Origin of the sequence: Pseudomonas sp. EA_35y_Pfl2_R111 (genome assembly GCF_963970955.1) — a bacterium.
GTDB lineage: Bacteria > Pseudomonadota > Gammaproteobacteria > Pseudomonadales > Pseudomonadaceae > Aquipseudomonas.
Genome location: NZ_CAXAOM010000005.1, coordinates 51,008 through 65,112 on the forward strand (window position 1 = coordinate 51,008; position 14,105 = coordinate 65,112).

Sequence of the window (14,105 nt, forward strand, 5' to 3'; positions counted from 1 at the left end):
CCTGGCTCACCCGCGGCGGGCGCGGTGCTGGTGAATAGCGGATTGGATGGCGGCTAGCACATCAGCACTCGGCTCGTCGGAAGCCGTTTTTACTGCAGATGGCACAGATACGGGAATTGGCGCTTTTGTGGCAAAGCGCTCGATAACCCACGACATCACGCGGATCATCAGCACCAATAGAATTAGAAAGAGAAATACGAAGCCCAGGCCGAACAGCATGAGCTCGACACCCTCGAGCAGGAGTTCACTAGGGGTCATCTTGGCTCCATTACCAGCTACGTTTGAGCTGCGTTAATTATTAGATAGGAGCGCCCAGGAGCCGATCCTGGGCAAAGCTGGCGAACCTTAGCGTGAAACGAGCGTTTGAAGCAAACCCAACCCCACTCGATGGGACATTTTCGGTAGAAAAAGCGTCATCAGCCTAGAGCAAGAACAAACTGGCCAAGCCCAGGAAAATAAAGAATCCACCACTGTCAGTCACCGCTGTGATCATCACGCTGGCGCCCATTGCCGGATCACGCCCCATGCGTACCAGCGTCATGGGAATCAGTACCCCCATCAATGCCGCCAGCAAGAGGTTCAGAGTCATCGCCGCAGTCATCACCACGCCCAACGACCAGCTGTCGTAAAGCAGGTAAGCCACCACACCGATTACCCCACCCCACACGATACCGTTGACCAGGCCAACGCCCAGTTCTTTGCGAATCAAGCGCGAAGTATTACCGGTACTGACCTGATCCAGCGCCATGGCGCGCACGATCATGGTGATGGTCTGGTTACCGGAGTTGCCACCAATACCCGCAACAATCGGCATTAGCGCCGCCAATGCCACCAGTTTCTCGATCGACCCTTCGAACAAACCGATCACCCGAGAGGCCATAAAGGCGGTAACCAGGTTGACCGCCAGCCAAGCCCAGCGGTTGCGCAGGGACTTCCACACCGAGGCGAAGATGTCTTCCTCCTCGCGCAAACCGGCCATATTGAGGACTTCGCTTTCGCTCTCCTCACGGATCAGGTCGACCATCTCATCGATGGTCAAACGCCCGATCAGCTTGCCATTCTTGTCCACCACCGGCGTGGAGATCAGGTCGTAACGCTCAAAGGCCTGGGCAGCGTCATAGGCATCTTCATCGGGGTGGAAGCTCACTGGATCGGTGGCCATGACCTCGCTGACCAGCTTCTCCGGGTCATTAACCAGCAGACGCTTGACCGGCAACACGCCCTTGAGGACGCCGTCGTAATCAACCACGAATAGTTTGTCGGTATGCCCCGGCAGCTCTTTGAGGCGGCGCAGGTAGCGCAGCACCACTTCCAGGCTGACATCTTCGCGGATGGTGACCATCTCGAAGTCCATCAGCGCGCCGACCTGATCTTCCTCATAAGACAACGCTGAACGCACGCGCTCACGCTGCTGCGCATCGAGGGTTTCCATGAGCTCGTGCACAACATCGCGCGGCAGTTCGGAGGCCAGATCGGCCAGCTCGTCGGCGTCCATATCCCTGGCAGCGGCGAGAATCTCGTGATCATCCATGTCCGCGAGCAGGGTTTCCCGCACCGCATCGGACACTTCGAGAAGAATGTCGCCATCACGCTCGACCTTGACCAACTGCCAAATGGTCAGGCGGTCTTCGAGCGGCAATGCTTCGAGGATATGGGCAACGTCGGCGGAGTGCAGCTCGTCGAGCTTGCGTTGTAATTCGGCGAGGTTCTGCCGGTGTACCAGGCTTTCCACCCGGTCGTGATGCTGGCCTTCCTGACGATGGGTCAGGTCTTCGACCAGCTTGTGCCGATGCAACAGCTCGACCACCTGGGCCAGGCGATTCTGCAGGCTTTCTTGCGGCTTTTTTGCTTCTACTTCAGTCATGGCGCGCTCCACCCCCAGCGGCAGCGCACGCCACAGAGGGTCAATCAGTCAATACGTGATTGCACAATCGAGATTCAGAGTAACTACTGGGTAAGTCCATGGTGGTTTTCCACAAGCCCCGGCGGGGCTGACGCGGCGAATGATACCACCGCCCAGGCGCTTTGCATGTGACAAAAACAATCCTAGAACAAGCGCTTGCACGACAAACTTAAGCGCGCCTGCACATCTGTAACTGCGACGTGCCAGACACAGGCAAAGGCACGCCTGGCGCAGACAAAGCCATCGACTACCCTTACACATGGACCGTCACGGAGGACGCACCATGCATGGACTGCACTGCGCAGCTTTCTGCGCCATTCTGCTTTGCCCACTGCCCACAATCGGCTCAACGGTATTTCGCTGCGAAGACGCCAAAGGCCACGTTACTTTCACCCGTCAGGGCTGCCCCGACACGCACAACCAAAGCCTGCAACAGGCCTACAACCCTACACCGGGCAGCGGTAAACCGGTGCCATTGGCCAAACCGCGCAAGGCCAGCCGCGAGAGCAAGAAGAATGACCAACAGGAGCTGACGGTGGTTGGCATAAAGCAGCATAGCTGCGGCAACCATCTGAGCAGCAGTGAACGGCGCGCCGCCATCATCAAGCAACAGATTCGCTTAGGCATGAGCCGCAGTGATGTCGAGAGCAGCCTTGGCAAGCCCGACAAGATCACCGAACAGAACGGCCAGACGCGTTACGTCTACCAAGGTAAGAAAGGCAACAAGCGCAACGTCAGCTTCGATGAAGCTGGCTGCGTCAAAGGCAAGGCTAAAGCCAAACGAAAATCGGCGAATAAAAAATGACCCGGCGTCATTTTCAGCACCATTCAGTTATGAACCACAGGCAACCACCACCGGATGACCAGCCATAAAAAAGGGCCCGCATCGCTGCAGGCCCTTCTTGTTTGGTGCACTCAGGAGGATTCGAACCTCCGACCGCTCGGTTCGTAGCCGAGTACTCTATCCAGCTGAGCTATGAGTGCATGTAACGCTTGCACTGTAGACATCCAACAGCAACATCTACAGCACTAAATAATGGCGGAGAAGGGGGGATTCGAACCCCCGACACCCTTTTGAGATGTACTCCCTTAGCAGGGGAGCGCCTTCGGCCACTCGGCCACCTCTCCGCAACACGGGGCGCATGATAACCATGTTTTCCCCGTTTGCAAAGCCAAAATTTCGATAAAAATTAGTGGCTTGGTTCTTCGCCTTTCTCTTTCTGGATGCGCTGGTAAATTTCCTCGCGGTGCACCGCAACCTCTTTCGGCGCGTTAACGCCAATGCGCACCTGATTACCTTTAACGCCCAACACGGTGACAGTGACTTCGTCACCCACCATCAGGGTCTCTCCGACCCGGCGAGTCAGAATCAGCATTCCTTTCTCCTTACGGATATCAGTTCAGGACAACAGCAGTCTGCAAAAAAAGAAAATGGTGGCAGCCCCGAACATCTCAAACAGAGCCTTCACCCAAGTATTGACCAGTGTGAGCAGAAAGAAAGTTCCTGCTCATGCCAACCAAAAAGACAAAAGGCGCGGGATAAACCGCGCCTTTCGGATAATGCCTCAGTCGCCCTGACGGGCCGGGGCATCCAGTTCGAAAGCAGTGTGCAGGGCGCGCACTGCCAACTCCAGATATTTCTCCTCAATTACCACGGAGACTTTGATCTCCGAGGTGGAGATCATCTGGATATTGATGTTTTCCTTGGCGAGCGCTTCAAACATGCGGCTAGCCACACCGGCATGGGAACGCATGCCAACGCCAACGATGGACACCTTGGCAATCTTGGTGTCGCCGATCACTTCACGCGCACCCAGCTCGCGGGCGGTATTTTCCAGCACCTGCTGCGCTGCGGTGTAGTCATTGCGGTGCACAGTGAAGGTGAAGTCGGTGGTGTTATCGTGCGCAACGTTCTGCACGATCATGTCCACTTCGATGTTCGCAGCGCTAATAGGGCCGAGAATTTTGAACGCCACGCCCGGGATGTCCGGTACGCCACGGATGGTCAGCTTGGCTTCGTCGCGGTTGAAAGCGATGCCGGAGATGATCGGCTGTTCCATGGATTCCTCTTCATCAAGGGTAATGAGGGTGCCCGGCCCCTCTTGGAAGCTGTGCAGCACGCGCAGCGGGACGTTGTACTTGCCGGCGAATTCCACCGAACGAATCTGCAGCACCTTGGAACCGAGACTGGCCATTTCCAGCATCTCTTCGAAGGTGATTTTTTCCAGACGCTGAGCCTGTGGCACCACACGCGGGTCGGTGGTGTAGACACCATCAACGTCGGTGTAGATCTGGCACTCATCAGCCTTCAGCGCAGCAGCCAGCGCCACACCCGTGGTGTCGGAGCCGCCGCGACCGAGCGTGGTGATGTTGCCGTGCTCATCGACACCCTGGAAACCCGCAACCACAACCACGCGACCGGCCTTGAGGTCGGCACGCAGTTTCTGGTCATCGATCTGCAGGATGCGCGCTTTGTTGTGCGCGCTGTCAGTCAGGATGCGCACCTGGTTGCCGGTATAGGACACCGCCGGCACGCCAATCTTAATCAGCGCCATGGCCAGCAGGGCAATCGTCACCTGCTCGCCGGTAGAGACCATCACGTCGAGTTCACGCGGTACCGGCTGACCATCACTGACCTGTTTGGCCAGATCGATCAGGCGATTGGTTTCACCGCTCATGGCGGAAACCACAACCACAATGTCATCGCCGTTTTCGCGGAATTTCTTCACCTTCGCGGCCACCTGCTGAATACGCTCAACAGTGCCTACGGAGGTGCCGCCAAATTTCTGTACGATCAAAGCCATTTCAAAGCCGCCTCAGCCCGTGAAGGGCGCCCATTAAACAGATAACTCAATACCCTGCCAAGGCCCGCCGGGCGTATACGGGCCTTGGTCTTGGCACTCAAGCAACCAGGTGCTTACAGACCTTGCTCAGCAAAGGTCACGGCCAGCGCCAGCGCACCATCCAACGCCGCAGCATTGATACCGCCGCCTTGCGCCATGTCCGGACGACCGCCACCTTTGCCGCCAACTGCCGCAGCGGCTTGCTTCATCAGCTCGCCGGCCTTCAGTTTGGCCGTCAGGTCCTGGGTCACACCAGCCACCAGCACGACCTTGTCCTCCTGCACGCCGCCGAGCAGGATCACCGCACTGCCGAGCTTGTTTTTCAGTTGATCGACCATCGCCAGCAGCGCTTTGCCATCCAGGCCGTCGAGACGCGCCGCGAGCACCTTGATGCCTTTGACGTCGACCGCCGAACCGGCCAGGTCATTACCTGCCGCGCTGGCCGCCTTGGCCTTGAGCTGCTCCAGCTCTTTTTCCAGCTGACGGTTGCGCTCCAGCACACCGACCAGCTTGTCCAGCAGGTTATCGCGACTGCCCTTGACCAGCGCTGCAGCTTCTTTCAGCTGTTCTTCCGCGCCATTCAGGTAGTCAAACGCTGCAGCACCGGTAACTGCTTCAATTCGACGCACACCTGCCGCCACACCGCCTTCGCTGGTGATTTTGAACAAGCCGATATCACCTGTACGCGAGGCGTGAATACCACCGCACAGCTCAACCGAGAAGCTGCCACCCATGCTCAGCACGCGCACGTTATCGCCATACTTCTCGCCGAACAGCGCCATGGCGCCTTTGTTCTTGGCGGTTTCGATATCAGTTTCTTCAGTTTCAACCGCAGTATTTTTGCGGATTTCGGCGTTGACGATCTCTTCCAGCGCCTTAATCTGCTCAGGCTTGATCGCCTCGAAGTGGCTGAAGTCGAAGCGCAGGCGCTGGCTGTCCACCAGCGAGCCTTTCTGCTGTACGTGCTCGCCCAGCACCTGACGCAAGGCGGCATGCAGCAAGTGGGTGGCCGAGTGGTTCAACGAGGTGGCTTTGCGGACATCGGCCTCAACATTGGACGCGACGGCAGCGCCGACTTGCAGATTGCCTTCGGTCACCACGCCGTGGTGCAGGAAAGCGCCACCGGCTTTGGTGGTATCGCGCACGTCAAAGCGCACGCCAGCGGCTTGCAGGAAGCCGCAGTCACCGATTTGCCCGCCAGACTCGGCGTAGAAGGGCGTCTGATCGAGGACCACAACGCCCTCCTCGCCTGCCGCCAATGTATCCACCGCCTGGCCAGCCTTGAACAGAGCCAGCACCTTGCCGTTGCCGGAGGCGGCGCTATAGCCGAGGAAAACCGTTTCGCTGTCGACCTTGACCAGGTTGTTGTAGTCCATGCCGAACGCGCTAGCAGAACGAGCGCGCTCGCGCTGCGCCTGCATTTCGCGCTCGAAGCCTTCTTCATCCAGCGTCAGCTCGCGCTCACGGGCGATGTCGCCGGTGAGGTCCATCGGGAAGCCAAAGGTGTCGTACAGCTTGAAGATCACATCGCCCGGAATCACCGTGCCTTTGAGCTCGGCAAGATCCTGCTCGAGAATCTTCAGGCCCTGCTCCAGGGTCTTGGCGAACTGCTCTTCTTCGGTTTTCAGTACACGCTCGATATGCGCCTGCTGCTGTTTCAGCTCAGGGAAGGCATCGCCCATCTCAGCTACCAGCGCAGCGACGATCTGATAGAAGAAGCTGCCCTTGGCGCCCAACTTGTTACCGTGACGGCAGGCGCGACGAATGATACGACGCAGCACGTAGCCGCGGCCTTCGTTGGACGGCGTTACGCCATCGGCGATCAGGAAGCCGCAGGAGCGGATATGGTCAGCCACCACTTTCAGCGAAGCCTGGCCCTCGTTGGCGCAACCGATAGCCTTGGCCGCGGCATTCAGCAGGCTTTGGAACAGATCGATCTCGTAGTTCGAGTTGACGTGCTGCAGCACCGCACTAACGCGCTCCAGCCCCATGCCGGTGTCCACGCTCGGCGCCGGCAGCGGGTGTAGCACGCCGTCGGCAGTCCGGTTGAACTGCATAAACACGTTGTTCCAGATTTCGATGTAGCGATCACCGTCTTCTTCCGGGCTGCCGGGTGGGCCGCCCCAGATGTGCTCGCCGTGATCGAAGAAAATCTCGGTGCACGGGCCACACGGGCCAGTGTCGCCCATGGTCCAGAAGTTATCGGAGGCGTATGGCGCACCTTTGTTGTCGCCGATACGGATCATCCGCTCGGCCGGCACGCCGACTTCCTTGGTCCAGATGTCGTAGGCTTCATCGTCCGTCGCGTAAACGGTAACCCAGAGCTTTTCCTTGGGCAGTTTCAGCCAGTTTTCGCCGGAGAGGAACTCCCAGGCAAAATGGATGGCGTCACGCTTGAAATAGTCGCCAAAGCTGAAGTTGCCGAGCATTTCGAAGAAAGTGTGGTGACGTGCGGTGTAACCGACATTTTCCAGGTCGTTGTGCTTACCGCCGGCCCGCACGCACTTCTGGCTGGTGGCAGCGCGGGTGTAGGCACGCTTCTCCAGGCCGAGGAAGCAATCCTTGAACTGGTTCATCCCCGCGTTGGTGAACAGCAGGGTCGGGTCGTTGCCCGGAATCAGGGAGCTGGAGGCGACACGGGTGTGTCCCTTCTGTTCGAAGAAGCTGAGGAAGGCTTCACGGATTTCTGCGCTTTTCATAGGAATCTTCCAAAAACCAGCGGCCACGACAAAGCCGGCAAAGGGCCGCATTATATCGGGCCTGCGCTAGGGGGCTAGTGCCTTTATTGATAGATAACAGCTATTAACTGCTCACTATTCGCTCAATGCGAACGGAATTCTGCAAAAGCTGCGACCACCTGATCAATATCCGCAGTGGAGATATCCAAGTGCGTGACCATACGCAGCCGTGGCGCGGCGCTGAGCTTGATCCCACGCTCGGCGCAGAAAGCCTTCAGCGCGCCGGCCTGCTCGCCAACCTGGGCGTAGACCATATTGGTCTGCACCGGCTCCACCGCATAACCTAGCTCGCGCAAGCCGGCGGCCAATCGCTCAGCGTTGGAGTGATCTTCAGCCAAGCGTTCCACCTGATGCTGCAAGGCATACAAGCCAGCCGCGGCGAGCATGCCGGCCTGGCGCATACCGCCGCCGACCATCTTGCGCAGACGCCGTGCCTCGCCGATCAGCTCGACTGAGCCGCACAGCACCGAGCCAATCGGTGCGCCGAGCCCCTTGGACAGGCACACCGACACCGAATCGAAGTATTGAGTAATTTCCCGCGCCGGCACGCCCAGTTTGACTGCCGCGTTATACAAACGCGCGCCGTCAAGATGCAGGGCCAGGCCGCACCGCGTGGTCAGCTCACGTGCGGCCTGCAGATACGCCTGCGGCAGCACCTTGCCTTGCATGGTGTTTTCCAGCGCAAGCAGGCGGGTGCGGGCGAAGTGGAAGTCATCCTGCTTGATCGCTGCCTCAACCTTGGCCAGGTCCAGAGAGCCATCGGCTTCGCCATCAATGGGCTGCGGCTGGATCGAACCGAGCACCGCCGCGCCGCCACCTTCGTATTTATAAGTGTGCGCCTGCTGGCCGACGATGTATTCGTCACCGCGCGCGCAATGAGCCATCAGCCCGAGCAGGTTGCTCATGGTGCCTGTGGGCACAAACAGCGCCGCCGCAAAGCCCAACTCAGCAGCCAGAAACTGCTCCAGGCGGTTGACCGTAGGGTCTTCGCCGTACACGTCATCACCCAGTTCGGCGGCCTGCATGGCCTCGCGCATGCCAGGAGTCGGCTGAGTGACGGTGTCGCTGCGCAGGTCGATAACGGGCATGGCGGGCAGTCCTTAGATGGGGCGAAGCCCCGATGCTAAAGCGCGCCACTTAGGCAAACAAGGTACAGATCGGGCGAGAAAACGCAGGACAGATTGCGTAGGGTGGATGACGTCTTTTTCATCCACCAGACACGCCCCAATTGGTGGATGGAGAAAGCGCCATCCACCCTACTGGCTCAAGCCAGCTGCACGCCTTCGGCGGGAACAATCAGAATGCCGGCGCGCAGGCCGTTCTTGACCTTGGGGTTGGGGAAAATAATGCGTGCGCCCGGCTCATCCACCACCCAGCGGGTATCGGCCAGGTCTTCGGCTAGCAGGTAGCCCACCGGCAGCTCGCTGAAATTCTCGATATCAGCCGGCAGGTGCAGCTTGAAGGCGTCGCTGTGCTTGATCACTTCGCGCGCCACGGCAAACAGCTTGAGCTCGCCCAGATCATCCGTTGCGCCCTCGGGATCGCGGCCTTCGATCAACGCCTGCAGATGCAATTCGAGCAGGTCCAGATTGACCAGTTCGTTCTGCCCGAACGGCCGCGCCTTGCCCAGCTCGAGGGTGAAGGCTTCCGCCCCAAGCTGGGTGTAGGTATAGGCGCTAAAGGTGATCGAACTCTTGTTGTGCAGCAGCACCGCCTCGATTCCGGCAGCGCTCAAGCGCGCCAGTTCACGCTGACTGCGCGGGCGGCCTTCCTGAAACGGGTAGAGGGCGAATTGCTCGATCTTCGATGCACGAATCGCGGTGTGCAGGTCGTAATGCAGGCGGGTGCGCTCTGGCTTGCTGAAGAAGGTTGCTGCCAGATGCTCCAGGTCACAGGCACGTAACGCTTCGGCACCGGTGTGCTGATCGTGGCGACCGTTGAACAGACGGTTGATGTCCTGCTCGATATAACGCTCACCGCTGCGCATGGCAGCAGGGTTACCAAACAGAAAAAGAATGCGCGCGCGCGGCTTCAGCTGGTTGCGGGCAATGCCCTGCAGCAGACGGTCGAGCAATTCAATCGGCGCGGTTTCATTGCCATGGATGCCGGCAGACAACAGCAGGTCCATGCCATTGTCGCTGGCTACTGGCGGCGTTATTTCCAACGCACCTTCGGCCAGCCAACGCAAACGCGTACCCTCGGGGGTCAGCTGAATTTTCGCTGCCGGTTCATAGCCGGCCAGGGTCAGTTCAAGCAGTTTGCCGAGGGCAAGCATAGGCATTTCCTCAGAGCGTAAAGGGGCTCTTAGTGGTTGCAGTCAGGACCATGCACATGATCGCCGTCTTCGTCCGCCAGACCAGCAGCTTCCATTTCCAGCTCCAGGCTGACCAGGTTGGTGGCCAGCGGGCGCAGCAGCAGATTGGCGTATTCGGCAGCGCCCTCCTCCACGTCTACACCGATCATCAGCTGGTTGTTGCCAACCTGTTGGAACCAGATTTCCTGGCCCTGCCAAATCACGGCGAAACGCGTGCATGAGGTTTCCAGCTGGGTACCGTCAGTGTCTTCGAGGATCAGTTGCAGGGCGTCGCTCATAAAATCTCCACAGGTATTGGCGTGGGGTGGATGTCGTTTTTACATCCACCCAGCCCGTCATGGTGGGTCGATAAAGCGTGACCCACCCTACTCAAGCTAATTGGAATGGATAAACCGCGCCCAGTTTAAGGATCTGCGTCAGTTCGTCCAAGGCCGCGCGGCATTCATTGAGCAATTGTGGGTCAGCCAGATCGTTTTCGCTCAGGCGATCACGGTAGTGCTTGTCGACCCAGACATTGAGGCTGTCGTGCAGAGTCGGAGTCATGATCACGCCCTGATTGACCGCTGCCAGCTCGTGTTCCTTGAGTGCCACGCGCAGGCGCAGGCAAGCCGGGCCTCCACCGTTCTGCATGCTCTGCTTAAGGTCGAACACCTTGACCTCGCGAATCGGCCCATTACCGCTGGTCAGTTGCTCCAGGTAGCACCAGACATTGGCGTTGTTGCGGCACTCTTCCGGCACGATCAGCAGCATGCCGCCCTCGGCGCGGTTCAGCAGCTGGCTGTTGAACAGATAGGACTTGACCGCATCCTCCACCGTCACCGCATCACGCGGCACGCAAACGGCCTGGAAGTTGCCGCCTCGGCGGGCGAGCTTGTCGCTCAGCTCGGCCAGCACCTTGTCGGTGTCGAGGAAGGCGTCCTGGTGATAGAACAGCACCTCGCCATTGCCCACGGCGATCACGTCGTTGTGGAACACACCCTGGTCGATCACCGCTGGCGTCTGCTGGGCGTAAACCACGCCGTCATCGCTCAGGCCGTGCAAGCGGGCAACCGCCTGCGAAGCTTCCAGAGTCTGCCGCGCCGGGTAGCGTTGCGGAGCCGGGAAGCGGCTGTCGAAGGCGCTGCGGCCAAACACGAAAAACTCCACGCCAGCATCGCCATAGCCTTTGCAGAAGCGCGTGTGGTTGGCTGCACCTTCATCACCGAACTGACCGACTGCCGGCAACGCCGCGTGGTGGGCGAAGTGCTGCTCATTGGCGAACATCGCGCCGAGCACACGGCTGGTGGTCGGGTGTTCGATCGAGCGGTGGAATTTGCAGTTGAGGTTGGCGGCGGTGAAATGCACGCGACTATCGGCCGTATCGGCACTCGGGCTGACCGTACAGGCGTTGGCCGTCCACATGCTGGAAGCTGAGCAACTGGCGACCAGCAGCGGCATGGCGTCTTTCGCGGCCTTCTGGATCACCTGCGCGTCGGTCCCGGTAAAGCCCAGGCTGCGTAGCACAGCAACATTCGGGCGCTCTTGCGGGGCCAGCACACCCTGCTTGAAGCCCATATCCATCAAGGCCTTCATCTTGGCCAGGCCCTGCTTGGCCGCTTCTTTCGGGTTGGAGGCGACCTGGCTATTACTCTGCGAGGCGACGTTACCGTAGGACAGACCACCGTAGTTGTGAGTCGGCCCGACCAAGCCATCAAAATTTACTTCGAATGCAGAAGCTTTGGATACTTGGCTCACAGGCTTACTCCGGGTGTCAGGGTGGCAGGCAGGCTCAAGCTGTCGGATTCCAGCGAGGCCACCGGGTAGGCGCAATAATCGGCTGCGTAATAGGCACTGGCGCGGTGGTTGCCGGAGGCACCCACACCGCCAAACGGCGCGGTGCTGGCGGCACCGGTCAGCTGTTTGTTCCAGTTGACGATACCGGCGCGGCTTTGCAGCCAGAACTGCTCGTAGCGGGCCTTGGAATCGGACAGCAGGCCAGCGGCCAGACCGTACTGGGTGTTATTAGCCTCGGCGATGGCCGCATCAAAATCGGCGTAGCGAATCACCTGCAGCAGCGGGCCGAAGAACTCTTCATCCGGACGATTGGCCACCTCAGTCACATCAATGATGCCAGGGGTAAGCAAGGCGGCGCCGGGCAGCGGCTGGGTCATTTCCAGCAGTGGCTTGGCACCATGGGCCAGTAGGTGCTGCTGGGCCTTGATCAGGTGCTGCGCGGCGGCCAGAGAAATTACCGAGCCCATAAACGGCGCAGGCTGGGCGTCGAAGCTGCCGACCTTGATGCTTGCGGCAACCTCCACCAGGCGTTCCAGCAGGCTGTCACCCCAAGCGCCTTGCGGCACCAGCAGGCGGCGCGCGCAGGTACAGCGCTGACCAGCGGAGATAAAGGCCGACTGAATGATGGTGTACACGGCGGCGTTGAGGTCAGCGACCTGATCGACCACCAGCGGGTTGTTGCCGCCCATTTCCAGGGCGAGGATCTTGTCCGGGCGCCCGGCAAACTGATTGTGCAGCAGGTTGCCAGTACGGCTGGAACCAGTGAAGAACAAACCGTCGATACCGTCATGCGCGGCCAGCGCCACACCGGTATCGCGCGCACCTTGCACCAGGTTAAGCACGCCCGCCGGCAAGCCGGCTTCGATCCAGCATTTAACGGTCAGCTCGGCGACTTTCGGGGTCAACTCGCTGGGCTTGAACACCACGCAGTTACCCGCCAGCAGAGCCGGGACGATATGGCCGTTGGGCAGGTGGCCGGGGAAGTTGTACGGGCCAAATACTGCGACCACGCCATGCGGCTTGTGCCGCAGTACGGCGGTAGCGTCGGCCAACGGGCCACTCTTCTCACCGGTACGCTCGCGGTAGCTCTGTACCGAGATGGCGACCTTGTTGACCATGCTGGTGACTTCGGTGGCGGTTTCCCACAGCGGCTTGCCGGTTTCCTCACCAATGCAGTGACCCAGCGCATCAGCATGGCTTTTCAGGGTGGCGGCAAACTGCTCAAGCACGGCAATGCGCTCATCCAGCGAGCGCGAGGCCCAGGCCGGGAATGCGCTGCGGGCGGCTTGTACGGCAGCATCAACCTGCGCGGCACTGGCGGCCTGGCCCTGCCAGATGGCTTCCTGGCTGACCGGGTTGAGCGATTCCAGGGCTTCACCCTGGCCTGCGTGCCAGGCACCGGCAATGTAATGAGTGCTCATCTTGTTTTATCACTCCCAGCAAGGTGTAGACCCGGCCTGCGCCGGATCGGCAAATAGAGACAGCGGCGTCGCACTACTTGGGCAAGCGGCTTTAGCCGCGAGCGGAAACCGCGACCGCGCGCACCTGGTCGCCCGCAGACAGCTGCAGGCGCTTGGCGGTTTGTGCGTCGACCACCAGGGTGCCGGCGGCCAGGCGTGCCGGTGCGGCCGTAATCCGGCAGTCTTCGCGCTTGCGGTTGTGAATCAGAAAACGCGGCGCGTCATCGCCCGGGGTGCCGACGGCCAGCACCAGCACTTGGCTGTCGTGCACCGCGCGAATTTTCGCGGTTTCGGCCTCGATGGCCGGGCCAGCGTCAAAGATGTCTACATAGCCCTGATAGCTGAAACCCTCGCCCTTGAGCATGGCCAGCGCCGGCTCGGTGTCCGGGTGAACGCGGCCGATGATGTTGCGCGCATCCTCCGAGAGGAAGCAGGTATAAAGCGGAAACTTGGGCATCAGCTCGGCGATAAAGGCCTTGTTGCCCACGCCGGTGAGGTAGTCAGCCTGACTGAACTCCATCTTGAAGAAGTGCCGACCGAGGCTTTCCCAGAACGGCGAGCGGCCCTGTTCATCGGACATACCGCGCATCTCGGCAATCACCTTGTCGCCGAACAGCTCGCGGAATTCGGCGATAAACAGAAAGCGTGCCTTCGATAGCAGCCGGCCATTCAGGCCGCTGCGCTGATCGCTGCGCAAAAACAGCGAGCACAGCTCGGAGTTGCCGGTCAGGTCGTTGGCCAGGAACAGCGTGGGCACCTGGCGGTGGATATTCAGCTCCTGCGAGGCGCTGACCGTCAGGCCGACCCGGTAGTTGTACCAGGGCTCACGCAAGCCCACGGCACCGGCAACGGCCGAAATACCGACCACCTCGCCATTGTCGTCTTCGAGCACGAACAAGTAGTCGGCATCGGCACGCGCAGCTTCGCCACGGAAGGTTTTCTCGGCCCAGCCCACGCGGTGCGCCAAGCGCTCCTCGTTGGCGGGCAGAGTGGTCAGGCCAGCGCCGGTGCTGCGTGCCAGGTCAAACAGGGCCGGAAGGTCGGCGCTGCGTACGGGACGAACGATCATGCGCT

General features: G+C 59.9%; 12 protein-coding genes and 2 tRNA genes. 1 reads left to right on the forward strand and 13 read right to left on the reverse strand.

Annotated elements, in window-relative coordinates:
- Window positions 1–6: 6 nt before the first annotated feature.
- Both AACY25_RS17855 and mgtE read right to left on the reverse strand, forming a co-directional pair.
- Window positions 7–258, reverse strand: coding sequence for an OadG family protein (locus AACY25_RS17855; protein ID WP_339412303.1), 252 nt, complete (start codon window positions 256–258; stop codon window positions 7–9).
- A gap of 163 nt (window positions 259–421) precedes the next feature.
- Window positions 422–1,864: a magnesium transporter gene (mgtE, locus tag AACY25_RS17860; RefSeq protein ID WP_339526380.1), complete on the reverse strand. Its 1,443-nt coding sequence runs from the start codon at window positions 1,862–1,864 to the stop codon at window positions 422–424.
- Between the two features lie 322 nt (window positions 1,865–2,186).
- Between mgtE and AACY25_RS17865 the strand changes: the two genes are divergently transcribed.
- Window positions 2,187–2,708 carry a DUF4124 domain-containing protein gene (locus AACY25_RS17865; RefSeq protein WP_339526382.1) on the forward strand — a complete coding sequence of 174 codons (522 nt, stop codon included), beginning with the start codon at window positions 2,187–2,189 and terminating at the stop codon, window positions 2,706–2,708.
- Window positions 2,709–2,810: 102 nt separating this feature from the next.
- On the opposite strand, the gene AACY25_RS17870 is transcribed toward AACY25_RS17865, so the two are convergent.
- The 11 genes from AACY25_RS17870 to astA form a co-directional block, all read right to left on the reverse strand.
- Window positions 2,811–2,887, reverse strand: a tRNA-Arg gene (locus AACY25_RS17870).
- Between the two features lie 53 nt (window positions 2,888–2,940).
- A tRNA-Ser gene (locus AACY25_RS17875) sits at window positions 2,941–3,031 on the reverse strand.
- Window positions 3,032–3,093: 62 nt separating this feature from the next.
- Window positions 3,094–3,279, reverse strand: a complete 186-nt coding sequence (gene csrA / locus AACY25_RS17880; RefSeq protein ID WP_025165378.1) for a carbon storage regulator CsrA — start codon at window positions 3,277–3,279, stop codon at window positions 3,094–3,096.
- A 189-nt stretch (window positions 3,280–3,468) separates the two neighbouring features.
- Window positions 3,469–4,707, reverse strand: a complete 1,239-nt coding sequence (locus tag AACY25_RS17885) for an aspartate kinase (protein WP_304868001.1) — start codon at window positions 4,705–4,707, stop codon at window positions 3,469–3,471.
- Between the two features lie 113 nt (window positions 4,708–4,820).
- Complete coding sequence (alaS, locus tag AACY25_RS17890; RefSeq protein ID WP_339526386.1) at window positions 4,821–7,445, reverse strand: alanine--tRNA ligase; 2,625 nt, start codon at window positions 7,443–7,445, stop codon at window positions 4,821–4,823.
- A gap of 122 nt (window positions 7,446–7,567) precedes the next feature.
- The gene (gene ltaE, locus AACY25_RS17895) at window positions 7,568–8,572 is read right to left on the reverse strand and encodes a low-specificity L-threonine aldolase (protein ID WP_339526388.1); all 1,005 of its coding nucleotides are present in this window, start codon (window positions 8,570–8,572) and stop codon (window positions 7,568–7,570) included.
- Window positions 8,573–8,748: 176 nt separating this feature from the next.
- Window positions 8,749–9,759 carry a succinylglutamate desuccinylase gene (gene astE / locus AACY25_RS17900; RefSeq protein ID WP_339526390.1) on the reverse strand — a complete coding sequence of 337 codons (1,011 nt, stop codon included), beginning with the start codon at window positions 9,757–9,759 and terminating at the stop codon, window positions 8,749–8,751.
- A 29-nt stretch (window positions 9,760–9,788) separates the two neighbouring features.
- Entirely contained in the window at window positions 9,789–10,076 is a 288-nt protein-coding gene (locus AACY25_RS17905) for a topoisomerase II (protein ID WP_339412316.1), read from the reverse strand.
- Window positions 10,077–10,167: 91 nt separating this feature from the next.
- Entirely contained in the window at window positions 10,168–11,532 is a 1,365-nt protein-coding gene (gene astB, locus AACY25_RS17910) for an N-succinylarginine dihydrolase (protein WP_339526392.1), read from the reverse strand.
- The gene (astD, locus tag AACY25_RS17915) at window positions 11,529–12,992 is read right to left on the reverse strand and encodes a succinylglutamate-semialdehyde dehydrogenase (RefSeq protein WP_339526394.1); all 1,464 of its coding nucleotides are present in this window, start codon (window positions 12,990–12,992) and stop codon (window positions 11,529–11,531) included. The genes astB and astD overlap by 4 nt, the downstream gene beginning before the upstream one ends.
- Window positions 12,993–13,083: 91 nt before the next feature.
- Window positions 13,084–14,100, reverse strand: a complete 1,017-nt coding sequence (gene astA / locus AACY25_RS17920) for an arginine N-succinyltransferase (protein WP_339526396.1) — start codon at window positions 14,098–14,100, stop codon at window positions 13,084–13,086.
- Window positions 14,101–14,105 lie beyond the last annotated feature (5 nt).

What these genes read in the sequence shown, in the direction of transcription:
- AACY25_RS17905 (WP_339412316.1), bottom strand. Translation starts at nt 10,076, where the DNA reads ATGAGCGACGCCCTGCAACTGATCCTCGAAGACACTGACGGTACCCAG.
- mgtE (WP_339526380.1), bottom strand. Translation starts at nt 1,864, where the DNA reads ATGACTGAAGTAGAAGCAAAAAAGCCGCAAGAAAGCCTGCAGAATCGC.
- astA (WP_339526396.1), bottom strand. Translation starts at nt 14,100, where the DNA reads ATGATCGTTCGTCCCGTACGCAGCGCCGACCTTCCGGCCCTGTTTGAC.
- AACY25_RS17865 (WP_339526382.1), top strand. Translation starts at nt 2,187, where the DNA reads ATGCATGGACTGCACTGCGCAGCTTTCTGCGCCATTCTGCTTTGCCCA.
- alaS (WP_339526386.1), bottom strand. Translation starts at nt 7,445, where the DNA reads ATGAAAAGCGCAGAAATCCGTGAAGCCTTCCTCAGCTTCTTCGAACAG.
- astE (WP_339526390.1), bottom strand. Translation starts at nt 9,759, where the DNA reads ATGCTTGCCCTCGGCAAACTGCTTGAACTGACCCTGGCCGGCTATGAA.
- csrA (WP_025165378.1), bottom strand. Translation starts at nt 3,279, where the DNA reads ATGCTGATTCTGACTCGCCGGGTCGGAGAGACCCTGATGGTGGGTGAC.
- AACY25_RS17855 (WP_339412303.1), bottom strand. Translation starts at nt 258, where the DNA reads ATGACCCCTAGTGAACTCCTGCTCGAGGGTGTCGAGCTCATGCTGTTC.
- astD (WP_339526394.1), bottom strand. Translation starts at nt 12,992, where the DNA reads ATGAGCACTCATTACATTGCCGGTGCCTGGCACGCAGGCCAGGGTGAA.
- ltaE (WP_339526388.1), bottom strand. Translation starts at nt 8,572, where the DNA reads ATGCCCGTTATCGACCTGCGCAGCGACACCGTCACTCAGCCGACTCCT.
- AACY25_RS17885 (WP_304868001.1), bottom strand. Translation starts at nt 4,707, where the DNA reads ATGGCTTTGATCGTACAGAAATTTGGCGGCACCTCCGTAGGCACTGTT.